20 protein-coding genes, 6 pseudogenes and 1 riboswitch are annotated in these 24,443 nt (G+C 44.1%); of the genes and pseudogenes, 18 read left to right on the forward strand and 8 right to left on the reverse strand.

The window, feature by feature from the left end; all coding sequences use genetic code 11:
* The first annotated feature begins 60 nt into the window (after nucleotides 1–60).
* The 7 genes and pseudogenes from ACYF68_RS01055 (at nucleotide 61) to thiE (ending at nucleotide 5,858) form a co-directional block, all read left to right on the forward strand.
* Nucleotides 61–806, forward strand: a pseudogene (locus ACYF68_RS01055) (metal ABC transporter ATP-binding protein).
* Nucleotides 803–1,648 carry a metal ABC transporter permease gene (locus ACYF68_RS01060; RefSeq protein ID WP_461045117.1) on the forward strand — a complete coding sequence of 282 codons (846 nt, stop codon included), beginning with the start codon at nucleotides 803–805 and terminating at the stop codon, nucleotides 1,646–1,648. Before ACYF68_RS01055 ends, ACYF68_RS01060 begins: the two are co-directional and overlap by 4 nt.
* A gap of 37 nt (nucleotides 1,649–1,685) precedes the next feature.
* A complete protein-coding gene (locus tag ACYF68_RS01065; protein WP_461045119.1) occupies nucleotides 1,686–2,588 on the forward strand; it encodes a metal ABC transporter solute-binding protein, Zn/Mn family in 903 nt (300 codons plus the stop codon).
* A gap of 221 nt (nucleotides 2,589–2,809) precedes the next feature.
* Nucleotides 2,810–2,909: riboswitch (TPP riboswitch) on the forward strand.
* 70 nt (nucleotides 2,910–2,979) lie between these two features.
* The gene (gene tenA, locus ACYF68_RS01070; protein WP_461045120.1) at nucleotides 2,980–3,657 is read left to right on the forward strand and encodes a thiaminase II; all 678 of its coding nucleotides are present in this window, start codon (nucleotides 2,980–2,982) and stop codon (nucleotides 3,655–3,657) included.
* Nucleotides 3,658–4,452 carry a bifunctional hydroxymethylpyrimidine kinase/phosphomethylpyrimidine kinase gene (thiD, locus tag ACYF68_RS01075; protein ID WP_344700712.1) on the forward strand — a complete coding sequence of 265 codons (795 nt, stop codon included), beginning with the start codon at nucleotides 3,658–3,660 and terminating at the stop codon, nucleotides 4,450–4,452.
* 3 nt (nucleotides 4,453–4,455) lie between these two features.
* Entirely contained in the window at nucleotides 4,456–5,241 is a 786-nt protein-coding gene (gene thiM / locus ACYF68_RS01080) for a hydroxyethylthiazole kinase (RefSeq protein WP_344700711.1), read from the forward strand.
* Nucleotides 5,238–5,858 (forward strand): thiamine phosphate synthase, encoded by a 621-nt coding sequence (gene thiE, locus ACYF68_RS01085; RefSeq protein WP_461045121.1) that lies wholly within the window; start codon nucleotides 5,238–5,240, stop codon nucleotides 5,856–5,858. The genes thiM and thiE overlap by 4 nt, the downstream gene beginning before the upstream one ends.
* A gap of 40 nt (nucleotides 5,859–5,898) precedes the next feature.
* Here the strand turns inward: thiE and brnQ are convergent.
* Nucleotides 5,899–7,244 (reverse strand): annotated as a pseudogene (gene brnQ, locus ACYF68_RS01090) (branched-chain amino acid transport system II carrier protein).
* A 401-nt stretch (nucleotides 7,245–7,645) separates the two neighbouring features.
* Here brnQ and ACYF68_RS01095 point away from each other — a divergent pair.
* The 6 genes and pseudogenes from ACYF68_RS01095 (at nucleotide 7,646) to ACYF68_RS01120 (ending at nucleotide 12,145) form a co-directional block, all read left to right on the forward strand.
* Entirely contained in the window at nucleotides 7,646–7,954 is a 309-nt protein-coding gene (locus tag ACYF68_RS01095) for a hypothetical protein (RefSeq protein ID WP_461045123.1), read from the forward strand.
* Nucleotides 7,879–8,982, forward strand: coding sequence for a flotillin family protein (locus tag ACYF68_RS01100; RefSeq protein WP_461045124.1), 1,104 nt, complete (start codon nucleotides 7,879–7,881; stop codon nucleotides 8,980–8,982). The genes ACYF68_RS01095 and ACYF68_RS01100 overlap by 76 nt, the downstream gene beginning before the upstream one ends.
* The gene (locus tag ACYF68_RS01105) at nucleotides 8,979–9,101 is read left to right on the forward strand and encodes a hypothetical protein (protein ID WP_461045125.1); all 123 of its coding nucleotides are present in this window, start codon (nucleotides 8,979–8,981) and stop codon (nucleotides 9,099–9,101) included. The genes ACYF68_RS01100 and ACYF68_RS01105 overlap by 4 nt, the downstream gene beginning before the upstream one ends.
* 275 nt (nucleotides 9,102–9,376) lie before the next feature.
* Entirely contained in the window at nucleotides 9,377–10,417 is a 1,041-nt protein-coding gene (locus tag ACYF68_RS01110) for a quaternary amine ABC transporter ATP-binding protein (RefSeq protein WP_344700707.1), read from the forward strand.
* Nucleotides 10,407–11,237 carry an ABC transporter permease gene (locus tag ACYF68_RS01115; protein WP_344700706.1) on the forward strand — a complete coding sequence of 277 codons (831 nt, stop codon included), beginning with the start codon at nucleotides 10,407–10,409 and terminating at the stop codon, nucleotides 11,235–11,237. Before ACYF68_RS01110 ends, ACYF68_RS01115 begins: the two co-directional genes overlap by 11 nt.
* 204 nt (nucleotides 11,238–11,441) lie before the next feature.
* Nucleotides 11,442–12,145, forward strand: a pseudogene (locus tag ACYF68_RS01120) (glycine betaine ABC transporter substrate-binding protein).
* A 116-nt stretch (nucleotides 12,146–12,261) separates the two neighbouring features.
* Here the strand turns inward: ACYF68_RS01120 and ACYF68_RS01125 are convergent.
* Both ACYF68_RS01125 and ACYF68_RS01130 read right to left on the reverse strand, forming a co-directional pair.
* Entirely contained in the window at nucleotides 12,262–12,930 is a 669-nt protein-coding gene (locus ACYF68_RS01125) for a hypothetical protein (RefSeq protein WP_461045126.1), read from the reverse strand.
* Nucleotides 12,931–13,032: 102 nt separating this feature from the next.
* A complete protein-coding gene (locus ACYF68_RS01130; RefSeq protein ID WP_461045127.1) occupies nucleotides 13,033–13,371 on the reverse strand; it encodes a PadR family transcriptional regulator in 339 nt (112 codons plus the stop codon).
* Between the two features lie 219 nt (nucleotides 13,372–13,590).
* Between ACYF68_RS01130 and ACYF68_RS01135 the strand changes: the two genes are divergently transcribed.
* Complete coding sequence (locus ACYF68_RS01135; RefSeq protein ID WP_344700702.1) at nucleotides 13,591–14,052, forward strand: GNAT family N-acetyltransferase; 462 nt, start codon at nucleotides 13,591–13,593, stop codon at nucleotides 14,050–14,052.
* 54 nt (nucleotides 14,053–14,106) lie between these two features.
* Nucleotides 14,107–15,228: a tyramine oxidase subunit B gene (locus ACYF68_RS01140; RefSeq protein WP_461045129.1), complete on the forward strand. Its 1,122-nt coding sequence runs from the start codon at nucleotides 14,107–14,109 to the stop codon at nucleotides 15,226–15,228.
* Between the two features lie 99 nt (nucleotides 15,229–15,327).
* On the opposite strand, the gene ACYF68_RS01145 is transcribed toward ACYF68_RS01140, so the two are convergent.
* The 4 genes from ACYF68_RS01145 to ACYF68_RS01160 all read right to left on the reverse strand — a co-directional run bounded on the left by ACYF68_RS01145 (nucleotide 15,328) and on the right by ACYF68_RS01160 (nucleotide 18,265).
* Nucleotides 15,328–16,530: a CynX/NimT family MFS transporter gene (locus ACYF68_RS01145; protein WP_344700700.1), complete on the reverse strand. Its 1,203-nt coding sequence runs from the start codon at nucleotides 16,528–16,530 to the stop codon at nucleotides 15,328–15,330.
* A 15-nt stretch (nucleotides 16,531–16,545) separates the two neighbouring features.
* Complete coding sequence (locus ACYF68_RS01150) at nucleotides 16,546–16,935, reverse strand: FadR/GntR family transcriptional regulator (protein ID WP_461045130.1); 390 nt, start codon at nucleotides 16,933–16,935, stop codon at nucleotides 16,546–16,548.
* Nucleotides 16,883–17,224: a FadR/GntR family transcriptional regulator gene (locus ACYF68_RS01155; RefSeq protein WP_461045131.1), complete on the reverse strand. Its 342-nt coding sequence runs from the start codon at nucleotides 17,222–17,224 to the stop codon at nucleotides 16,883–16,885. The genes ACYF68_RS01150 and ACYF68_RS01155 overlap by 53 nt, the downstream gene beginning before the upstream one ends.
* Before the next feature lie 150 nt (nucleotides 17,225–17,374).
* The gene (locus ACYF68_RS01160) at nucleotides 17,375–18,265 is read right to left on the reverse strand and encodes an RluA family pseudouridine synthase (protein WP_344700698.1); all 891 of its coding nucleotides are present in this window, start codon (nucleotides 18,263–18,265) and stop codon (nucleotides 17,375–17,377) included.
* 305 nt (nucleotides 18,266–18,570) lie between these two features.
* Between ACYF68_RS01160 and ACYF68_RS01165 the strand changes: the two are divergent.
* The 3 genes and pseudogenes from ACYF68_RS01165 (at nucleotide 18,571) to ACYF68_RS01175 (ending at nucleotide 22,008) form a co-directional block, all read left to right on the forward strand.
* A pseudogene (locus tag ACYF68_RS01165) lies at nucleotides 18,571–20,062 on the forward strand (peptide MFS transporter).
* 348 nt (nucleotides 20,063–20,410) lie between these two features.
* Entirely contained in the window at nucleotides 20,411–20,767 is a 357-nt protein-coding gene (locus tag ACYF68_RS01170; RefSeq protein ID WP_461045133.1) for a SpoIIAA family protein, read from the forward strand.
* A gap of 196 nt (nucleotides 20,768–20,963) precedes the next feature.
* A pseudogene (locus ACYF68_RS01175) lies at nucleotides 20,964–22,008 on the forward strand (C45 family autoproteolytic acyltransferase/hydolase).
* Nucleotides 22,009–22,164: 156 nt separating this feature from the next.
* On the opposite strand, the pseudogene ACYF68_RS01180 reads toward ACYF68_RS01175, so the two are convergent.
* Nucleotides 22,165–24,421, reverse strand: a pseudogene (locus tag ACYF68_RS01180) (excinuclease ABC subunit UvrA).
* Nucleotides 24,422–24,443 lie beyond the last annotated feature (22 nt).

Below are 24,443 nucleotides of genomic sequence, written 5' to 3' on the forward strand. Positions count from 1 at the left end.
CTTAGGGACCCCTAATATTAACTATCCCAGAGGGATATATAGTAATAGGGGGATCACGTTTTGGAGCAGTCACTCGACGTTAAAGATTTAACCGTTTCATATTCTAATAAAATTGCCATAAAAAACTTTGATGTTTCAGTGGATTCGGGCAAACTGATCGGCATTATCGGACCGAACGGTTCCGGAAAATCAACATTTGTAAAATCAGTCCTTGATTTGGTGCCAAAAGATTCGGGGAGGTACAGATATTTGGAAAATCCATCGATAAAATCCGTAAGAATATCGCCTATATTCCTCAAAGATCACATATAGATTGGAATTTCCCCATCCTGGTCAAAGACACGGTGATACAAGGCACCTATCCTAAATTGGGCCTATTCAGCCGCCCTAAAGAGAAAGAAAAGAAAATAGCCATGGAAGCATTAAAAAAAGTCGGAATGGAAGAATTCGCCGATAAACAGATAGGTGAACTTTCAGGTGGACAGCAGCAAAGGGTGTTCGTAGCGAGAAGTCTCTCTCAAAATGCCGATATCTTATTCATGGATGAACCATTTGTTGGAATCGACATCCACAGTGAGGAAGTCATCATCAAAATTCTGAAGGACTTGAGGGATCAGGGAAAAACGCTATTCGTCATCCACCATGACCTGACCAAAGTAGAAGATTATTTTGATGACTTGATCTTAGTGAATGGCGGTCTGGTTGCTGCAGGGCCGGTTGCTGAAGTGTTCACCCCAGATCTGATGGAGAAAACTTTTAATGCGCCATTAGCTGTTTTAGAGAACATGGGAGGTAAACTATCATGAGTTTTTTGAATGACCTATTGTTCTATGATTACCTCCAGAAAGCCTTGATCACTTCAATAATGGTCGGCATCATATCCGGTGTAATCGGCAGTTTCATCGTACTGCGCGGAATGTCGTTGATGGGGGATGCCATTTCGCATGCAGTACTGCCTGGCATCGCCATTTCCTACATGTTGGGTATTTCGTATTTCTATGGTGCTGTAGTAGCAGGAGTGATCGCTGCTGTGGGTATAGGTGGCATCAGCCAAAACAGTAGAATCAAGACAGACGCTTCAATCGGAATAGTGTTCTCAACTGCTTTGGCTCTAGGGATCATACTGATTACAAAAGCGCAGAGTGCAACAGATTTGACGCAGATACTGTTCGGTAACGTCCTGCATGTCAGGACTTCCGATATGTGGATCACTGCAGGGGTCAGCCTTCTGGTCATCGTCATTATCGTGGTCTTCTATAAAGAACTTCTCATTGCAACATTCGATGAGACGATGGCACGGGTTTATGGCTTGAACACCCGTTTCATCCACTATGGTCTGATGGTACTGCTGACACTTGTTGCAGTCGCCTCCCTGCAGACAGTCGGGGTGATACTGGTAGTCTCCCTGCTGATTACGCCGGCCTCGACCGCCTATCTGCTGACGAACCGCCTATCCATCATGATCGTATTATCTTCAATTTTTGGAGCCAGCGCTGCAGTGGTCGGCATCTATTACAGCTACATGCATGATCTGCCGTCCGGCCCTATCATAGCGATTGCTTCTGCCATCCTCTTTGTATTGGTGCTGATTTTTTCTCCAAGGCAAGGCGTACTGTGGCCAAAGCTTCGCAAGATGAAAAAATCATAATTGATGAGCCATTATAAATTTTTAGGAGAGATTAAACATGAAGAATAAGATTACTTATCTGATCGGCCTGTTGATGGTCGTACTAGTGTTGAATGCTTGTTCAAATGAAAGCAGTGCTGCGGGTGAAGCGAATGAGGATGATAAATTGAAAGTGGTCACATCCTTTACGATTCTAGAGGATCTCGCCCGTGAGATTGGAGGCGAGGATGTCGACATTCATAACCTCGTACCGACCGGCACGGATCCCCATGAATACGAACCACTTCCTAAAGACATGAAAAAGGCCACTGACGCGGATATTCTTTTCTATAATGGCTTGAACCTTGAGGGTGGTGGAAATGGTTGGTTCTTTAAAATGATCGATTCCGTCAATCAGGACCTAGACGATGTCTACTCCCTATCAGACCGCATCGAACCGATGTACATCACTGATGAAGAGACCCAAGCAGAAGAAATCAACCCGCATGCTTTCATCAGTCCTAAAGTGGGGATAAAGATGGCAGAGGATATGCGTGACGCTTTCATTGAAAAAGACCCGGAAAGAAAAGAAAACTACGAGAAGCGGGCTGACGAATATCTTAAACGATTGAAAGATGTAGAAGGGGAGTACCAACAGAAGATAGATGACATTCCGAAAGAAGGTCGGGTACTTGTTACAAGTGAACGCGCCTTCCAATATCTTGCCAGTGATTACGGTTTGAAGGAAGGGTATATATGGGCAATTGATACTGAAGATACCGGTTCACCCAACCAGATAAATTCACTTGTTTCATTCATTGAAGAAAATGACGTGCCTGTACTCTTCATCGAATCGAACGTCGATCCGCGTCCGATGGAGACCGTCTCCGATCAGACGGGCGTTCCTTTTCCAAAAAACCCATCTATTCCGATGAAATTGGAAAACCGGGAGAAGAAGTGGACACCTATATCAAGTATCTGAATTACAACATCAATCTGATCCATGACGAGTTGAGCGCCGAGTAAAAGATATGGCCGTGTGGCCATATCTTTTTTAATGGTTGATGACCCTCGATGTTCTATCTATCATTGATGTCGTCAAATTTCCCGGGAAATCATTGAAACACATTGACAGTCTGATGACTCATATCCATATTTGACTTTGAGGAATGAGTCGGCTAACATGATAATCAACTGAATACGCAACACCACTAGGGGTGCTTTTTAGCTGAGACGGTCACAGACCGATCCCTTTGACTTGATCTGGATAATGCCAGCGTAAGGAATGTGGGATGGTCGGACATATCCTGTCTTCATACTAAACCCATTTCCTACGCTGGAAATGGGTTTTTATCATTCTAAATAGGAGGATTATGATGTTAAGTACACAATTGAAGCAGGATGCAGAGCAGTTTATTGACGAAATATACGGGGATGATTTCATCCAGGGGCTCATAAATGAAGATATTGATCACGCTTCACTCATCCACTATCTTCAGGCAGATGCATTATATCTTGAAGAATTCGCAAATATTTATGCCATGCTGATCTCGAAGACCACTTCCAAGGACATGATGGAATATCTTCTCGAAGAGATGCGTTTCATACTTGGGGGAGAGGTCGAGGCACATGAAGTTTTGGCAAGAGCTGTAGGAAAGCCATATGCAGAAATCATAAAGGATGGAGAATGGTATCCTTCTGCCGATCATTATATTAAACATATGTACTATAACGCCTATGCTAAGGAAAATATCGCATTCACATTAAGTGCCATGGCACCGTGCCCCTACATCTATCAAAAGTTGGCGGAAAAGGCGATGGCGCAAAACGTATTCCAGGAAAACCACCAATACCGGGGATGGTTCGAATTCTACAGTAGCAATATCGATGAGACGGCTGATGTGATGTTCAACGCCATCGACAAAGAAGCGGAGAATATGAATGATGATGAAATAGGCCTGCTGCGCAAAAATTTCAGAGAGAGTGCAGAGCATGAAAGGCGGTTCTTCAATATGGCGATGACAAGAGAACACTGGGCGGGGTGGATATGAATGTCTAGAATGCCCATTGCGTTGACTGTTGCAGGGACCGATCCGACTGGCGGCGCTGGTGTTTTGGCTGATATCAAAACCTTCCATTCACAAGAGGTGTTTGGAATGGCTGCAATCACCGCCCTGACCGCACAAAATACCATCGGCGTCCAAGATGTCCATAATATCCCGGGACAGTTTCTACAGGAGCAATTGGACAGCATCTTTTCCGACGAAGTACCAGACGCCATGAAAAGCGGCATGATTGCCAACGAAGAGATGATGGCAGTCATAAAAGAGTGTGTTGAACGCCACCAAGTCCCCTATATCATCGATCCGGTCATGATTGCCACAAGCGGTGATCCACTCATAGATGGAGATGCTGCTGAATTTCTCAGAACACAGCTTTTACCCCTTGCTTTGACCGTTACACCAAACATACATGAAGCAGAGAAGATCAGTGGCCAACAAATCAGTAGTGAGGGGGATATCAAGAAAGCTGCCGATATTTTCCTGAATGACATCGGGGTGCAGAGCGTTGTAATAACAGGCGGACATCTGGATTCAGGCCCCACAGACTATTTATTTACTGCAGACAACGCAATAGAACTCAGTGAAACGCGTATCGATACAACCAACACACATGGCACAGGATGCACATTTTCAGCAGTGATGACAGCAGAGGTGGCCAAGGGGAAATCAATCGAAGAAAGTTTCCGTACCGCTAAGCGCTATATCACTTCGGCAATCAGACATAACCCAAATATCGGAAAAGGTAATGGACCGGTCAGCCATTTCAGCTATAAAGGAGAGTAATTCATGGATAATGTAAATAGACTCAGAGAGATGAACCCGCTTGTTGTCTGCATCACAAATGATGTCGTCAAAAACTTCACGGCTAATGGGCTCCTTGCGATTGGCGCTTCGCCACTTGTAGGCGGGGAAGTCGCAGAAGCTTCAGATCTGATGAAATCCGCTTCTGCACTCCTCATCAACATCGGTACTGCAGATCAATCCAAACTACAGGTCATGGATGAGATGATGAAGGAAGCAAACAGGAATGATGTGCCGATTGTATTTGATCCAGTCGGATTTGGTGCTTCACGCTTCAGAGTCGAGATTACAGAACAATTATTGTCACGCCATAAAGTTTCACTCATAAAGGGGAATCCCGGAGAGATGCATGCACTATCAGGAGCTGAAAGCAATATGAAGGGGGTCGACTCTAAAGAAGAGACTCCTGCCGAAGAAATTGCAGGCAAGGCCTATGATCGGTACAGGACCCCTGTACTTGTTACAGGTGAGCAAGACGCCCTTATGACTGACAGCGGACTTTCGATAATGGGTAACGGCCATGCCCTACAGGGGAGAGTGACAGGCTCAGGATGCCTTCTTGGTGCAATCATCTGTGCATTCCTTGGAACCTCAGACCGGTTTGATGACCAGTCCATCATCGATGCGGTCAGCTATTATAACCTGTGCGCTGAGAAGGCGGCTTTGGCCCAAGAACATCCAACCCCAGGTACATTCGCCACAAGGCTGATCGATGAGCTGTATTTGAATGATGACAACTTGCTCAAAGAACGGAATGTAACGACCAGATGATGGATAAAAACGCACTTGAATTATACTTTATCTGTGGAAGTTCCGATACGGATGAGCACCTCCCCGCCGTGGTTGAGAAAGCTTTGGATGCTGGCATCACACTGTTCCAACTCAGGGAAAAGGGCAGCAGATCCTTGACAGGCGATGAACTGGTGGAGACAGCTTCTGAAATAAAAAAATTATGCGATAGCTATGAAGTGCCTTTCATCATTAACGATGACTACGAACTGGCCGAACAGATTGAAGCCGACGGGGTACACCTCGGTCAGGATGATATCGGGGTCCAAGATCTCCCTCCCTATTTTAACGACAAGATCGTCGGTCTATCTGTAGGTAATGCAAAAGAATTGGCATCAAGCAATCTCAAAAAAGTCAGTTATATAGGCACGGGGCCTGTCTATGCCACACCCTCAAAGGCGGATGCCGGCAAGGCCATTACGCCAAAAGGTCTGGCTGATATGAGACGCCTAATTGGCGACAAGCCAATGGTGGCAATAGGTGGCATCACCCCGGACAACTACATGGCCTGCCTGGAAAACGGAGCTGATGGCATCTGCGTGATTTCCGCCATTGCAAACGCACCGGATATAAGGGATGCCGTACATCGCTTCCTATGATGTTGAAAAATAATAGGTGAAGGTCCGTGCGGACCTTCACCTATTTGATATCATCATTGAATTGTACTGCAGGCTTCCGTTTCTTCCCATTGGCCGCCCTACCTTTATATCTATCTATGCCATAGCCCGCTGCCCCCGCAATGAAGGCCGGAACCATCCAGCCCAGACCTTGTTCGAAGAATGGTGTCTGTCCAAGGAGGAGGCTAACAGTTTCTGATTCAATGCCGATGCTGATCAACACCTCATATAATGCATAGACGGCAGTCACGAGTACCGCAGCCTGATACATCTTCCTGCTTTCCCCCGTTACACGCTCAACTAAAGAGAGGACTATCAGGACAATCGCGATTGGATAGATGAATACCAATAGGGGAACCGCAAGCTCTAAAATCAGATCCAACCCCAAATTCGATACCAACAAACCAATTAGAACGAAGATGCCCGCATAGGTAGAATATGCAATATTAGGGTAGATTTCGTTGAAGAATCTTGAACAGGCACTGATCAGTCCCACACAGGTCGTAAGACATGCCAGGAGCACAATGATGCCAAAGAGCAATCCGCCCGCCGCCGGGAATAGAAGATTCGCTGAATGTGTTAATATCTCTGCACCGTCTTCAAGCCCACTTCCCCTGGTATGACACGCCCGATCCAACCCAGCGAGAAGTATACGGCTACCAGACCCAGTCCTGCTATCAGCACTGCACCGAAAGTTCCTTTTACCAATTCTCCTTTTGTTTCTGCACCCTTATCCTTCAGGGCATTGATGATCACGATTCCGAATGCCAATGCTGCGACCGCATCCATGGTGAAATAGCCTTCCAATATTCCGGTGACCAATGGCGAACCAGTGTACTTTTCTGCAGCAGGGGCTCCGGGATTCTCAAAAGTAAAGAAAGCCCTTACGACGAGCACCGACAATACCAACAACAGAAGCGGCGTAAGATACTGTCCGATGCGGTCCACTATCTTTTTAGGATTGAGGCTTATCAGGTATGTAATTCCAAAGAATACGATGGAAAAAATCGCAAGTACAAGGCTGCTTTCCACATTAAAGATCTGTTTGAACCCAAGTTCATAGGCAACACTGGATGCACGCGGTATGCCATAAAACGCCCCGATGGACATATAGATGATGACTGCAAAAGCCACACCAAATACAGGATGCACCCGTTGCCCCATGGACACCAGGCCATCCTCGGACAAAGCCACTGCTACGATCGCCATGATAGGAAGCAGTACGCCAGTAATCAGAAAGCCAATTATTGCAGGGCCGAAGCCGTCACCTGCTTCCATTCCAAGAAGCGGTGGGAAGATAAGGTTACCCGCACCGAAAAATAAGGAAAAAAGCATAAATCCCGCAAATATTATATTAGATCTTTTCATTATTATAGCTCCTTGATTCAATTTGATTCCTAGAGGATTTTTGGATTGCTGCCAATTATTTGGAATCGAATCATTCCCCGTTAAAAAACGCCCCTGCTCAGGGACGATACGATAGCGACTCTACCATGCTATTCCGTAGAGTCATATTGATGAACCTCACTCAACCGACATGATGTTTCAGGGACAGGCAACTTTTCCCATCCTTTATCTTCATATACAACGTCCATGTAATCCAACTTATATAATCTAGCAGAACTTTGTCAGAAAAGTCAATATTATTGAAACATATATACTTATTCTAATATATTCAGACAATTCTAACCAATGTGCTTTACAATGATAAATATTTGTAATAATGTGATGTTGATACTTAAATAATTTAATGGGATAGGAGCTTACATATGTTCAAATTGACCGGTACTTTGATTGCAGTAATCGCCATCATACTAATTGCCATCATCGCTGCCGTTGGATGGTACATCTTCATGAAAGCCAGATACCGTACTGTACCTTCCAACGAAGCGCTCATCGTTACAGGGCCAAACCTTGGGGATGAGGCAAAAGAAACCAACATCTATAAGGATGACCAAGGGCGCTACATGAAAGTCATCCGGGGGGCGGGCACAGGCTCAAGATGTTCCAGACGGGCACAAAGGTCTCCCTTAAATCATTCCAGCTGCAAATATCTACGCCAAAAGTCTACACTCTAGAAGGCGTCGGAATATACGGTCAGGCGGTTGCGACTGTAAAAGTGGCTGATGACCTGGACGGCATCGTCAAATACGCCGAGCAGTTCCTTGGAAAGGAACAAGAAGAAATCGAACATGAAATCTCTGAAGTGCTGAACTCCAACCTCCGCGCCATCCTATCGAAGATGACTGTCGAACAGATCAATAAGGACCGTGAGAGCTTCAATGAACAGGTCCGTGAGATTGCGCAGGATCAGTTGAACCGGATGGGCTTCAAAATCACTTCGCTTGGTCTATCCGACCTGAGGGATGATGAGAATTATCTTGAAAACCTTGGACGTCCTCAAATCGCCCGGATCAGAAAAGAAGCTGAGATTGCAGAATCCGAAAACAGGCGTGAAACTGAAATACAACAAGCAAAAGATAATGAAACCATTTCAAATGAACAATATAAAAGAGAAATGAACATAGCAGATAGCCGTAAAGAGAAAGATCTGAAGGAAGCAAGGAACTTGGCTGAAACGGAAAAGGCGAATGCTTCTGCTAAAGCTTCCGGGCAATTGGAAGAAGAAGAAAGACGTCTCGAAGTGGAACAACAACGGTTGGAAATCCGGGAACAGGAAAAACAGAATGAATTAAAACTGTTGAAACTGGAACGGGAAAATGACGTTGAAATCGAAAAGCAACAAGTCGAAGTGAGGAGGCAGCAGGCTGAGGCGGATTACTATACACGAACTAAAGAAGCTGAGGCCAGAGCCGAAGCCCGCATTGCAGAAGGTAACGCCGAAGCACAAGTCATAAGAGAAAAGAGCCTCGCGGAAGCCGAAGCAATCGAGCGCCGTGCAGAGGCGATGTCTGAACATAAAGATGTCATCATCCTGGAGCAGTTCATCAAAATAATGCCTGAATTCGCCAGAGCTGTCAGTGAATCCATGAGCAACGTAGAATCCATACGCATAATGGACAGCGGAGGTGGTGAACAGCTGAAATCACTGCCGAATACCGTCACTGGTACGATGGCCAAACTTCAGGAGAGCATGGGCAGATGACCGGATTCGATCTGGATCATTTCCTGAATAATCTATCTGACGGGAAATCACAGATCTTAGATGGCAATGATGAAGGGGACGAAGAGCGGAAATCAGAAGACACGGACGACGCCCAATAGACTTTAATAAAAATAATCCTTCCATGACATTTGTATATACCATTTCAGATAGAAGGGTCAGAAATCTTAATTAAAGGGGGTTCTGACCCTTTTTATTAATCTGTTAGAAATTATGATCGATACTCGATATATGGTTACTCTATGCAACCTGCTATTGCTTGTTATAGCCATATTCTATGGTAAGCGCATTTGATTTAGCTGAATCTCTATGGTACGTTTAAGAACGTACTAGTTTTAAAGTGTTGAAATAACGTCAAGTGTAAGGACTGAGTTTTTTGAGCGTAATTGAAATCAAGAACGTCACTAAAGTATTTGGTACATATGACGAGGAAGTACAAGAATTATTGCATAATAATGCATCTAAAGATGAAATCATTAAAAAAACCGGTGCTACGGTTGCGGTCAAATCAGCGAATCTAAGCATCGAATCAGGGGAAGTCTTTGTTGTCATGGGACTTTCCGGCAGTGGTAAATCCACTTTGATCAGACTAATCAATCGGCTGATTGACCCAACCGAGGGCGATCTTCTGATCAAAGACAAAAACGTTGCACAGCTGAGCCCTAGTGAATTAAGGGAATTCAGAAGATCGAACCTTAGTATGGTCTTCCAGAATTTTGCCCTCTTCCCTTTTAAAAACATCTTGGAGAATGCGGCATTCGGACTTGAGGTCCGGAAATTCCCAAAGAAGCAGAGGAGAGAAAAGGCGGAAGAAGCTTTGGACCTGGTAGGACTAGGAAATTATAAAAAACAGTTGCCGAATCAACTTTCCGGCGGTATGCAGCAGCGTGTCGGATTGGCTAGAGCACTGGCCAATGATACGGATATCCTACTCATGGACGAAGCATTCTCGGCACTAGACCCCCTGATCAGAAAAGAGATGCAGCAGGAACTATTACAACTTCAGCAGAAAATGCAGAAAACAATAGTATTCATCACCCATGACCTCGATGAAGCACTGAGCATAGGTGACCGCATCGCCTTAATGAAAGATGGGGAAATCGCACAGGTCGGGAAACCTGAAGAAATCGTCACAAACCCGGCGAATGATTATGTCAAGTCTTTCGTTAAGGACATTGATCGTTCGAAAGTCCTTAAAGTAAAGCATGTCATGAAGCGTGTTGATGGGGAAAGTATTTCTACTGATCTTCCTTCCATAAATTCTGAGGCTTTACTTTATGAAACATATCCATTGTTCAAAGATGGGGTGCATGAGCTGACAGTAGAAGCGAATGGACAAAACATCGGTATTTTAGAGTTCAATAAAGTGTTTGAAGTGTTGGCTCAAGGAAACGAGGTGGAAAACAATGTTGGATAATCTGCCTCGCCTCCCGGTAGCCCAGTGGGCATCAGATTTTGTCGATTGGCTCACCAGTTCCTTCAGCTTCATATTCGACCCGATCAAAGAAGTTTTAGAAGGACTGATGGATTGGATCATTCAAATACTGGAATTCATTCCGCCCACATTGTTTATAGTCATAGTAATGGCGCTTGCATTTATATTTATGAAGAATAAGGTACTTTCTCCTATTCTGATCGGAGTTGGTCTTCTATTCATATATAACCAAGGGCTATGGGCAAACTTGATTGATACTATGACCTTGGTCATCATCAGTGGTCTGATATCGGTAGTTTTCGGTATTCCTTTAGGCATACTGATGTCCAAAAGCACTGGCTTCGAAACTGTCATGAAACCAATTTTAGATTTTATGCAGACGATGCCCGCTTTCGTATATTTGATTCCCGCAGTTGCGTTTTTCGGAATTGGCATGGTGCCGGGAGTGTTCGCTTCCGTCATTTTCTCAGCACCCCCTACAATTCGTCTGACGAACTTGGGAATCAGGCAGATATCTGCTGAGCTCATTGAAGCAAGTGATTCATTCGGCACCACCCCGATGCAGAAACTGGTCAAAGTGCAATTGCCTTTGGCAAGATCCTCCATCATGGCTGGGGTGAACCAGACGATCATGTTAGCCCTTTCAATGGTGGTCATTGCCTCCATGATTGGTGCGCCGGGGTTAGGTACAGAAGTGTTGAGTTCCCTCCAAAGGGCTCAAGTAGGTACTGGATTTGTTGCTGGATTGGGAATCGTTATATTAGCGATTATTATAGATAGATTTACTCAATCAAAAAAATAATTATTATAGGAGGATATATTCATGAAGAAATGGAATCTTTTAGTATTGACGCTTGTACTATCAATAGTACTTGCTGCTTGTGGCGGTTCAGGCGAAGAGGAATCTGCGGATGAAGAAGGCTCAAGCGACAATGGCAACCTGGGTGAAGAAGAACTTACTCTGTCTTATGTAGAGTGGGATTCTGAAATTGCTTCTACCCATGTAATGCAGAAAGTATTGCAGGATGAAGGCTATAATGTAGAAATAACGCCTTTGGATAACGCTGTAATGTGGCAATCAGTTGCTACCGACGAAGCAGATGCTTCCGTAAGTGCATGGCTACCTCTTACACATGGCGATCTGTATGACGAGTATGAAGACCAGATTGAAGACTTAGGTGCTAACCTTGAAGGCGCAGCCATCGGCCTGGTAGTTCCTAAAGATTTCCCAGCTGAGTCCATTGCAGACTTGAGCGACCAAGCTGATCAGACAATTACAGGCATCGAACCAGGTGCAGGTGTCGTGCAAGCTTCCGAGAGAGCTTTGGAAGATTACGATAACTTGAGTGATTGGGAAGTTCAGACATCTTCTTCAGGTGCAATGGCTACCGAACTTGGCCAGGCAGTCGAAAATGACGAAGAAATCGTAGTGACAGGGTGGTCACCACACTGGAAATTCAGAAATACGACCTTAAATACCTCGAAGACCCTGAAGGCACATTCGGCGAAGCGGAAGACATCGTTACCATCGCAAGCCAAGAGCTCGAAGATAAAAGCCCACATGCCTATGAAGTCCTTGATAACTTCAATTGGACAACAGAAGACATGGAATCAGTAATGCTTGATATAGAAGAGGGCACTTCTCCTGAAGACGCTGCGGCGAATTGGGTAGAAGATAACGCTGATAAAGTCTCCGAGTGGACTGAATAGTTTGACCCAGACAATCAGGCATCCAAAATTGGATGCCTATTTTTTTATATTTTTGATATTTTGATATCGAGGAAAAATTGCTGGATCAACTGGCAGCCATTCTTCAAAATACACAGTCAATTAGTCATCAACCTCTTTTTCGAGTAGAAAAACAGAACTGTCATTACAACTGCACTGACTACAAATAATACAATAGCCGATACGATGATATAGTTTTCGTCCTTAGGATCACCACCCACAAAAATCTTTGCTGATAACTCCGGAAGGCTCAAGGCAATAATCAGGAATGTATAGAACCACCGACCCATCACCACTGTCCCGAAGACGAATATACCAAGCAAGAATAACCCTGCTATCATATTGCTTTTTGATGAAAGCGTCATAAATTCATATATCGGATAACGGTCTGCCAAGTAGAGTCCACCAACTAGAAGTGCCATGTAGATTACCCCATACAATCCGCATAGGACAATTCCTGCTGTACTTATTTTTTCCGTTTCTAAATCAGTAAAATGGATGAATATGAACTTAATCACCAGATAGAACAGAAACGGACCGAATAAGGTCAAGGAAACATAATAGATGAACATAGAAAGAGTATAATCAAAATCTCCTCCGATCAGACTCGGTATAGTGAACATCCCTACTAAAAAAATAAAGATCAGAAGTATTTTCCTTCTCAAGTGATTAGTCTCTGGTAATTCAATCGAAAGTGTCTTCATATAATTTTTTACAGAACCACCGGTCACGCTTTCCAGATCTTCTCCATTTTGTTCTACCAACATCAGATGATCTCTTAACTCTTCTTCAGATTGTCCCTATATTCATCGTCTTTACCCCGCGCCATCATTTCAATGCGGAATTTCTTTAGGAACTTCTCCGATTTTTCACTTAACATTTTCATCTCCCCCAAATAAATTAGACATCCCCTGGTTCAACTTGAACCATTTATCCTTAAAACTTCTCAATTCTTCTTTACCGCTGGTGCTGATGCTGTAGTATTTACGTTTCGGACCACCACTGTCCGATTTCACCATGCGTGTTTCAACATAACCCTTTTTGCTTAACCTCAAGAGCACAGGGTATATACTTCCCTCACTGATATCAGGAAATGCCTTTTCTTTAAGTTTCTCAGCTATTTGATACCCGTAAGTTTCATCTTCAGCAATTAAAGCAAGAATTGCACCATCCAGCAGCCCTTTCATAATCTGATCTGAAACTGACATCTTTTTCTCCCTTCAACTATCTTATAATATAATATAGTTCTATAAAAGATAGTTGTCAAATGTTAAAATATAATTGGATTTTTAAGCTTATGTCATGCATAATAATTCATTATTTTGAAAATTTTATGGTTCAGGGATATAATTATAGAATTAACAGTTTCAGACTTTAAAACCATAACTAACATATTCTAAAAATTTATATAGATGAGGACGTTTAACATGAGTGTAATTTCATTGGAAAATATTCAACCGGATGACAAGATCATAAGCGGAAAAATAAAATTGAAGGACCATCAGTTATCTTTTATAGAAACAATTGATGAGTGCCTTGAAGAAGCGAGGGAATGTAGTGCATGGCGGCCTGTCGCCATCTATGCAGACGATGTACTGGTCGGGTTTGCCATGTACGGTTTTGTGGGGGACCCAAAGGAAGCTTGGATAGACAGGATCATGATAGATTCAGCCCAACAAGGTAAAGGGTTGGGACAAAAGGCCATGATGCATTTAATCGACGTTGTTACAAAAACATATGATGTCGGGGAAATTTATCTCAGTTTTGTCGAAGGCAACGATGTCGCCAAAGAACTATATGAAAAACTCGGGTTTAAATTTACTGGCAAGCGTGACCCGCAAGGAGAGCTGATTTATAGATACGAAGTGGGTCAGCCATACAGCCAGTAAGCGCAACTCACCAGGATTGTGATTGTGAAGAAGTATGGAAGGAAGTGAATATACATGGAACAATCCAGAGTCGATTTCTTGTATTTGAATGAACAGGATATGATTGATGCGGGTGTACTCAACATGCACGAATGCATCAAGGAGATGGAGGCGGTCTTTCGTCTATTGAGTAGTGGAGACTATGTCATGGGTGGCGCCAATGATAACTCCCATGGCATGTTGATTGACTTTCCGACCAATCCAGTACATGAGAGCATGCCAAAAGACGGTCCAGATAGGAGATTCATGGCAATGCCAGCATATTTGGGGGACTACAAAGTAACCGGCTGTAAGTGGTACGGTTCGAACATCGCCAATGTAGATAAAGGACTCCCACGTTCCATATTGATGATGACCTTGAATGATGCTGATACAGGGGCGCCCCTGGCCTACCAATCCGCCAATCTGCTAAGCGCCTGGAGGACCGGAGCAATTCCCGGAGTAGGTGCGAAGTATTTGGCAAATCCTGATTCTGAAATTTTCGGGGTGGTCGGGGCAGGATCAATCGGCACTTCTAGTGCAGAAGCCATATTGGATGTATGTGAGAACATAAAAACAGTCAAAATATTTGATGCCCGTGAATCTACTGCACAAACATTGAAGGATAGGCTGAGCAAAGAGTTTACCAGTCTTGATATCCAGATTATAAATACTCTTGAAGATGCCATCAAAGAAAGTGATGTCATAAATTTAGCGACAGCCGGGGATGCAAATCCCACAATTGAAAAAGAATGGATCAAGCCGGGTGCATTATTCACCGTCTCATCAAGCGGCGACTTCGATCCCGAATTTGCGATTGAGAAGATGAAACTGATCGTCGATAATTGGGCCATGTATGAAGCGACAATAGACGAAGACCATTATCCTTACTATAATCCTACAATGGGTGTAATCGGCAGACAGCTTCTGGATTGGATTGAGGAAGAAAAAATGGATTCTAGCATCATCACCAACATTGGAGATATAATCACCGGAAAAGTCGAAGGTCGGACATCTAAGGACGATATCATCCTATACGGCTTAGGCGGGCAGCCAGTCTATGATGTGGCATGGGGTTATAGAGTCTATCAGAATGCTTTGGAAAAAGGCATAGGAACAAAGTTGAACCTTTGGGATAAAGCTTATCAGGCAAGGTAACCGTATAGTATTTCCGATACTCAAATATAAAAGTCGTATCCATCATGGATACGACTTTTATTTGCTCCTTAGATATTTAAATGTTTTTCCAGTCTGCTTTTAGGCAGTCACCTGACCTTTCTTCCCTGAAGCAGTTCCTACAATCAATATGATGACCGCCAAAGCGATCAGGAGGGTGAGGGGCAGTGTCCAACCACCTGTTATATCATGCAAGGCACCAACCAGCACCGGGCCGACCGCAGCAAGTAGATAACCGAATGATTGAGCCATTCCTGACAATGTTGCAGCCTCTTTACCATCTTTCGTCCTCAGAGTGAAGAACATCATGGATAAGCTGAAGGCACTCCCTGCTGCCACTCCGATCAGGATTGCCCATAGCGGCACAAGCAATGCACTGCCTTGGAGCAATCCGGCTAAGCCGGTAATGAACAGAGCGCCCGTCATGAAACTCAACGCAACCTGATTCTTCATCTTCTCCGCTACTACTGGCACAACAAAAGTAACAGGGATGATGGCAAACTGCATCAGGAAGACCATCCAGCCGGCTGCATTGGAATCATAGCCATTCTGCTGCAGAATATCCGGCAACCAAGTGACCAATGTATAGAAAATCAACGATTGACTCCCCATGAATATCGTAATCTTCCATGCTAGCGGAGAGCGCAGTAAACTACTATCCTTATCTTTCTTGACGCCCGCTTGCCTATCTTCTTTTTCTTTAAGTTGGGGCAACCAGACCAGTAGTGATACTGCAGCCAGTATGAGCCACATGCCCAAGGAACCTTGCCACCCGAAATTTCCCATTGAGGCAAGTGGGGCACTGACTCCTGAGCCAAGCGCTCCGAACACATTCATGAAGATGGCATAGATACCCATCATCAAACCGATTTTATATGGAAACTTCACTTTTATGATGCCAGGTATCAGTACATTTCCTACTGATATTGCCAGGCCTATGAAGAAAGTGCCCAAGAAAAGAAAATTGATTCCTGAAATCGAGCGGACTGCAATTCCTGCAATAAGTATAACTAGCGATAAGGCGACAGTCCGCTCCATACCAATCCGATTGGCGATTTTAGGGGCGATCGGGGAGAGGAGGGCGAATGCCAACAGCGGTAATGTGGTGATGGCGCCGGCGACCGCATTGCTGATTGCAAGATCTTCCCTGATGAATGGGATCAGAACTCCCACCGAGGTCAGAGGCCCCCTTAAATTGGCTCCCACCAGAATAATTCCTATGACCAGCAGCCAATTACGCTTTGAACCAAATTTTGATCCATATGATCTTCCGTTCCTATCCATGCAATTATTCCTCCATCATTTCAGCGGCGTCTTTTTCAGTGCGCCGATGTACTCTTCGACATACACTGAAGCTGCCCTTTTGTCTTTATTCTGTATTGCTGCAAATAAATCAAGATGCAGTTCTTCTTCATATTTTAATGGTGTCTTTAAATCCATCAGTGCTTCTATCGATTCCGAAATATTTTCTAGGAGTGGTTCATATAGATCAATCAACAATTGATTATCAGAGGCCTGGACTACAGTCTGATGAAAGCGTGTATCCATTGCGACGAACTTTTTACGATCTTTATCCCGTACCGCTTGTCGGCAAGCCTCAATACATTGTTCAAGTGTTGCCAAATCTGTCTCATTCCTATGTATGGCTGCCAATTGTGCAGCCTGCTGCTCCAGAAGCCAAACGAACATCAAGCGTATCCAGTAAAGCTGATTTTTTGATGTAGCGCTTTAAAGTCGCGCTGAGCGCATTTGCAGAACGGACGACGGTGCCGCTGCCTTGCCTGGATTCAAGTAACCCTGCATGGACTAAAGCACGTATCGCTTCACGCAATGTGTTTCGACTGACATCAAACTCTTTCATCAACTCCATCTCCGGCGGTATTTTTTCATCTACTGGCCACACGCCAGACACTATCAGATCTTCCATCTGTATGGCCACTTGTTCTACCAGATGAACACGGTTCGTTTTATGTATCATATTTTTCTCCTTAAATTTGTAGGATGATTGGTATAGTGGTCATATTATCATGCCTCATAATTACTCGCAATGCGATTTATATAGCCATAATATTCAGTCAAAAAAATACCCGACATGCCTAATGAGACATGCCAGGATAAAGATTTTTCATCAATTTATTTTTTTCGTGAATGACTTAGGTATCTCCGACTCAAATCGCATTGTTTCTTTAGTTGTCGGATGGATGAAAGTCATCGCATGCGCATGCAATCCAATCCTGCCGATTGGATTGATTCTTGAACCGTATTTCTTATCCCCCACGATAGGGTGCCCAATGTCTTGCATATGCACGCGGATCTGGTTTTTACGCCCAGTCTCCAGATTCACCTGCAGCAATGTAAAATTGCGATTGGACTTCACTATTTTATAATGAGTGACTGCCTTTTTTCCTTCATTCGGATTTTTACTCGAGCGCATGATCAATGCCTTATTCTCAGTCAGCCATGATGTGATCGTGCCGTTCTCCTTCACTTTTCCTTCGACCAGCGCAATGTACATCCGTTCCGGCACAGCCTCTTTCCATGCATTCTGCAGCTTCTGCTGAATGTATTTGCTTTTCGCAAATATCATGATGCCGGAGGTCTCACGATCCAAACGATGAACAACAAATATCCGATTCTTGGGATTGACCTCCTTCAGGTAACTTGCCAATTGACGATACGCGGTCATCTGATTCTCTTTATCTGATGCAATAGAAAGAATCCCTGCCTCCTTTTCGATTACGACAATGTCATCATCTTCATGCAGAATCTTGATGCCTTTGATCTTTACATTCTTCGACGCTATCTTGGGAAGAATTTTAACATGATCGCCTGGCTTCAGTGCCTCGTTGAACTGCGTTGTACCTTCTCCATTGACGAAGACCTGACCATGACTCAAATGATCCTTCACTGATTTCCTGCTGCGGGAGGGCATAGCTGCAAACAAAAACTTCAGAAGCTCTGATGGTTCTTCAACAATCCATTCCAGATCTCCTTGCTTCCGATTATCTCTCCGTTTCATTATAAATCTCCTTTATTTCACCATAATTTTAAGCTATTCTCGTTTATTTCATGATTCTTCCGGGCAGAAGCCTAAAATATTTTACATCTCATACTACTATACTATCAATTTTGCATGATGTATTGTGCTTCTATCATATGATAATCATTTTTAACTTAAATTTACATTATACTTGTATATAGTCATTTATCTCTATTGAACTAAATAATTATTGTAATAATCCATAATTCATACTTTTTCGACCAATTTTAGTTTGAAAATTATAATATCCAATGTTTAAATTTATAATATTGAGGAGGATAACAATGGCAAATCAAAATACTAACGTTCCAGATAAAGGTTTCTTTGGTCATCCAAAAGGCCTATCTACACTATTCTTTACTGAATTTTGGGAAAGGTTCAGCTACTATGGCATGAAGGCCATACTGGCCTACTATATTTATTATTCTGTCACTAAAGGCGGCTTTGGACTCGATCAGAGCACAGCACTGCAGATTGTTTCCATATATGGTGCTTTAATATATATGACCGGCACCATCGGCGGCTGGGTGGCTGACAGGATCACCGGTACGCGAAACGCCTTATTCTATGGCGGGGTCCTGATTATGATCGGACATATTCTAATGGCAATACCAGGCAACTTCACGCTTCTGATGGTTGCCCTGCTGTTCATTATAATCGGGTCAGGGTTATTGAAGCCAAACATAAGTACAACAGTAGGCATGCTATATGAAAAGAATGATTCCCGCATCGATTCAGGGTTCACACTCTTCTATATGTCCATCAACATGGGCGCGCTCATCTCTCCATTGATTATAGGGTGGTTGCAGGTGAACGTTGGGTTCCATGCAGGGTTTGCTGCAGCAGCAATCGGTATGTTCATAGGGCTCGTCATCTATGTTCTCACCGGCAATAAATTCCTTGGAGACTTGGGTAAAGACGTGCCTGATCCATTGAGTAAAAGCGATAAACTCAATGCACTGAAGTATTTGACCATAGCTGCGGTAATCATTGCAGCGCTCGTCATCATTGCGTATTTGACTGATGAACTTAAAATAAGCAATTTTTCCAATGTAATCACTCTGATCGGTGTCCTATTGCCGACTATATACATTATTGTAATCTTAAAAAGTAAAAAGGTTGAAAAAAGTGAAAAGCGTAATGTATTTGCGTACATACCTCTCTTCATTGCTTCGGTCGCCTTTTGGATGATCCAGGAACAAGGTTCAACGATTCTTGGCCCAATTCTCCGATAAGAAGACGGAGTTGAGCATGGCCAACTTGACTAACGGATTGATAGATTTTCATATTCCAGCTGCTTGGTTCCAATCACTGAACCCAATGTTCATCCTTATATTTGCACCGATCTTTTCATTGCTTTGGGTTAAATTGGGCAGATTCAACCCTTCAACCGTAATCAAGTTCGCCTTAGGCGTCATATTGGCGGCAGCAGCGTACCTTCTGATGATAATACCGTTGACGGGCGGACAGGAACTGATCAACCCGATATGGCTCGTCTTGAGCTTTATGCTCATCACACTCGGGGAATTGTGCATCTCACCTATCGGGCTCTCTACAACGACCAGACTTGCTCCTAAGGCATTCACTTCACAGATGATGAGCGTATGGTTCCTATCGAACGCCATGGCTCAGGGGCTCAACGCGCAGATGGTGAAAATCTACAGCATCATCAGTACAGAAGATTACTTCCTATATTCTGGCCTTACTGCTCTAGGTATCGGGGTGCTCCTAATACTTGTAAGTCCAAAACTTAAGAACTTGATGAGTGAAACTTAAATAATTCATATCAAAACAACCTATGAATATCGGACTTCTATACGGAGTCCTACTCAAAATACCCGCATGTAAAGGATGCGGGTATTTCCTTATATATAACGGCGGTCGCACTAGCGTTATGCACACTTTAATACCATTTTTAGATATCAATTAACACTGCTATTAAAGCGTTTTAAAGGGATTGGCCATAAGTAACAGCGTTATCAAATACAGTTCCATAATATGCAGATAACGCCCTTGTATCGCACAGTTTCCACTGTTGTAACCAACCCCATTCCTGTTTCAGATCGCCTAGTAACGGGTAAAATCATAGAGAGTAGAAACATCATCCAAGGAGTTGGTTTAACGATGATGAAGATTGAAGACAGTCGTTACCCGAATATTGTATATATCGAAATGGATGGCGAACTGACGCAAAATGACGTAGAAAATGCGGAAGCATTTATGGATGGTAAGTATGGGGATGATAAAAGACTCAGTGGCCTCATCTATATAAAGGATGTGGAAGGAACAGACGCAGATGCCTTCCTGAGTGGGGGTGCTGTAGACCTTAAACATTGGAAGCAATATGAAAAGTTTGTCTTCGTATCCAACCAGTCGTGGGTGGATATGGGAGCAAGCGTGGTCGATTGGCTTCCCGGCATAGAAGTTCAGCACTTCGATAAGGCTGAAATCAATAAGGCCTGGGAATGGCTACAAAAATAAAATATTAAAATCATTACTGCGTGTAATCTTGCGGATTAAGCAGATGGGAAGAGTGCCTAAATCTTCCCATCTGCTTTTTTGTTCGGGCAGAGTAGATCTGCCGACTAGATGGCAGTTACTTTATACAAGCAATATTAATGTATTTTCCCATAAAATATGTATACTGATATGAAGAATATTTAGAGGCGGAGATATAATGAAACAATTCTACAGCGATGTCTTCCAATATAGAGGCACGCATTATGATTTTGGCTACTATCAGGGCGTACAGCTCAGAGACTCCCTGATACTTCCAAATCGTGAAAAACAGTGGGGGCCTAAAAAGATCGGCATTTCCTCATCAACCCGGAAAAATTCATATCCATCATCTCACAATTCTCGCCGGCCATCCTTGATGAAATCTATGGTCTCGCAGATGCCCTCGACACGGAGATGGAAGAAGCATTCCGGTTATTTGGCGGCTATTATTGGAATACGTCAGGAGTGGATGCTCGATATTCACTGATAGCGACTTCATGGTCCGCAACTACGACAGCCACCCGCGTGGGTATGAAGGCCGTTATCTATTCTATGCCCCAACAGATCATGGATACGCTACAATCGGCCCATCCATGCAGATTACTGGACGTATAGATGGTATGAATGAGAAGGGGCTTGTGATGGGATACAACTTCACCCACAGTAAAAATTCAGATGATGGCTTCCTATGTAATATGATCGGCCGTCTGATATTGGAAACATGCGCAAATGTGGATGAGGCTGTCGCACTATTGAAAGAGATACCCCACCGGCAGTCGTTCAGTTATGTAGTTCTGGATCCGGAGGGCGTTTCCTATGTCATTGAAGCCTCTCCGAGAAAAGTCGTGGCCAGAAGGTCAAATGTATGTACAAACCATTTCCATCTCCTTGATGAAGAGAACCGCTACCGCCAGGAAGAAACACGCCAGCGCGAGCAGACGATACAGGAACAGCAGCAATATTCCACGAATCCCTACGAAGCTTTCAAGGTTATGAACAATCCCGAACATGGCGTATTTTCAAATAAATATGACGCCTCTGCAGGCACTATCCACACATCGGTTTATTTCCCTAAAGCATCAAAAGCATGGTTCGTCATCGGACCGGACAAAAAACCTGTCATCTTTGATTTTAAGAAATGGCTCGAAGGTACAGATGTCAACGTGAAACAGATTAAAGGTACTCTTGACTATCATCGTCCGTTCGTCAATATGGGGTTATAGAACTGTTAATTTTAAATATCGGTTTTAAAAAGCTGGAGATATGCTTGTCTCCAGCTTTTTTATGTACAATGAAAACCATCTCATAAGCTAAGGTATCAACCTGCTTAAGAGATGGTTTTTCTATTGCATATTCATATTTTCAGCTGAACTACGCCTTCAGCGCCTCAGCCACTTTGCAGTCAGTGTGTCAGCAGTAGCCATTTTCTGTGGCGTTCCTTCAAAAATCACTTCACCGCCATTCTTGCCTCCACCCGGACCAAGTTCGATTATCCAATCACTTGCCGCTATGAAATCGACATTATGCTCAATGATGATGACTGAATTCCCTTGATCCACAAGACGTTGGAAGACATCAAGCAGTTTATCGTTGTCTTGCGCATGCAGACCTAGGGAAGGTTCATCCAGAATATAGATCTGTCCTTCTCTTTTCAGATGGCTCGCCAGCTTCAGCCGCTGCACTTCTCCTCCGCTCAGGGAACTTGTGGTCTGTCCGAGGGTTAGATATTCCAAGCCGACATCCATTAAAGTACTGATGCGTTTTATCACTTTCGGCAGTTCAAAAAAGGCTTTCGCTTCCTCGATTGTAAGGTCGAGAACTTCCACGATATTCTTCCCCTTGTACGAATGTGACAATGCCTCGTCGGAATACCTTGTGCCCCCACAAGCCTCACAAGTCACCGTGACAGGGTCGGCAAACGCGACATCCGGCTTAGTGATTCCCTTGCCGTCGCAGACTGGACAGGCGCCCAGTGAATTAAAGCTGAACAATCCGGCAGGCTCGCCTGTTTCCCGCGCGAATATCGCCCGTATATCGTCCATGATCCCCATATATGTGGCCAGTGTCGAACGGCTCGAGATGCCGATCGGTGCTTGACCGACCATAATTGCTTCTGGATATTTCCCAGGAAATGCTTCCAGCATAAATGAACTCTTGCCGGAACCGGATACCCCACAGACAGAAACGAGGATATTTTTCGGGATATCGACTGTTATATCCTTCAAGTTATTCATTGATGCATGTTTGATGGAAAACGATTCTTCAGCCTGACGCGGTTGTTCATTGATTTCAACTGTACGCTGGAGCGTTGTCGCAGCGGGGACTGCTCCAAGCCTTGTTGATCTCCCTGATAGATGACTTCTCCGCCATGCGTCCCGGCATCTGGGCCCATTTCAACAATTTCATCAGCAACCTTGATGACAGAGGTGTCATGCTCAATGACGACGACAGTATTATGTTGCGCCTTAATCTGCTCCAGCATCTGTATGAGCAATGCCACTTCCTCCGGGTGTAGACCCGCAGTAGGCTCATCAAATATATATGTGATGTTGTTCAGGCTGCTGCCTAGGTGACGCGCTATTTTTACACGTTGGGCCTCTCCACCGGAGAGCATCTCCATCTTCCGGGAGAGACTCAGATAGCCAAGCCCCAAGTCTATAAGTTGTCTGATGGAGGGGATTGTTTGGAGGGCGATTGCAGAACCAATAGGGTCGTCGATCCTTTCAAGCTCCGTCAATAATTCCATCAGCTCGAATCCATCATAATCTGCGATGTTAGAACCATTGATCTTGCATGCCAATACTTCCGGATTCAATCCGGAGCCTTGACATGTCGGACAAGGTTGCCGGCTGGTCATCTCCAACACGTCATCCAGTGAAGTCTGGGCGAGTTTTGATACATCCCGATTGATGTACAGGCGCGTGAAGCGTGGCAGCAAGCCATCCCATTCATGAGGATGCGGTCCGTCTTTAGTGTGGAAGGGGGCGAAAACACGCTCCCCTTCAGGTGGTCCATAGATGAAGAGTTGATAGTCTTCTTCTGAAAATTCTTTGATTGGAATATCGGGATTGAACAATTCTCCTGTAATCATCCATCTACCTTGCCAGCCAGATGGCGACAGTGGCTTGAACCGTACCGCATATTCCTTCAGCGATTTATCGACGTCGACCAATTTATGGAGGTCGGGAGCGACAATTTCACCGAAACCGTTGCACGATGGGCATTTTCCGAAAGAACTTTGATTGGAGAAATCCGTTGCAGATTCAATCGGGGATCGCCGATGCGTGAGAACAAAAGTCTGATGAGTGGGTCGACATCCATATACGTACCGACTGTCGAGCGGGAATTTCCGCTGATCGGCCGCTGTTCGACGACGACCACGGAGCTGAGTTGCTTCATCAGGTCCGCTTTCGGACGTTCGTATCGAGGCATCTGATTTCTTACATACATCGGATAATTCATTGTCATCTGCCGTCTGCTTTCCGTTGCGAGTGTATCGAAGACGACAGAACTTTTCCCTGAACCCGAAATGCCTGTGAAAACCGTAATCTTTTCCTTTTGGATGTTGAGGTCGATATTCTTCAGGTTATTCGCTCTAAGACCACGCAAAATGATTTCGTCTTTTTCATTCGACATATTACCGCCCCTTCTGCTGTTT

The sequence above is a fragment of the Salinicoccus sp. CNSTN-B1 genome, assembly GCF_054792835.1.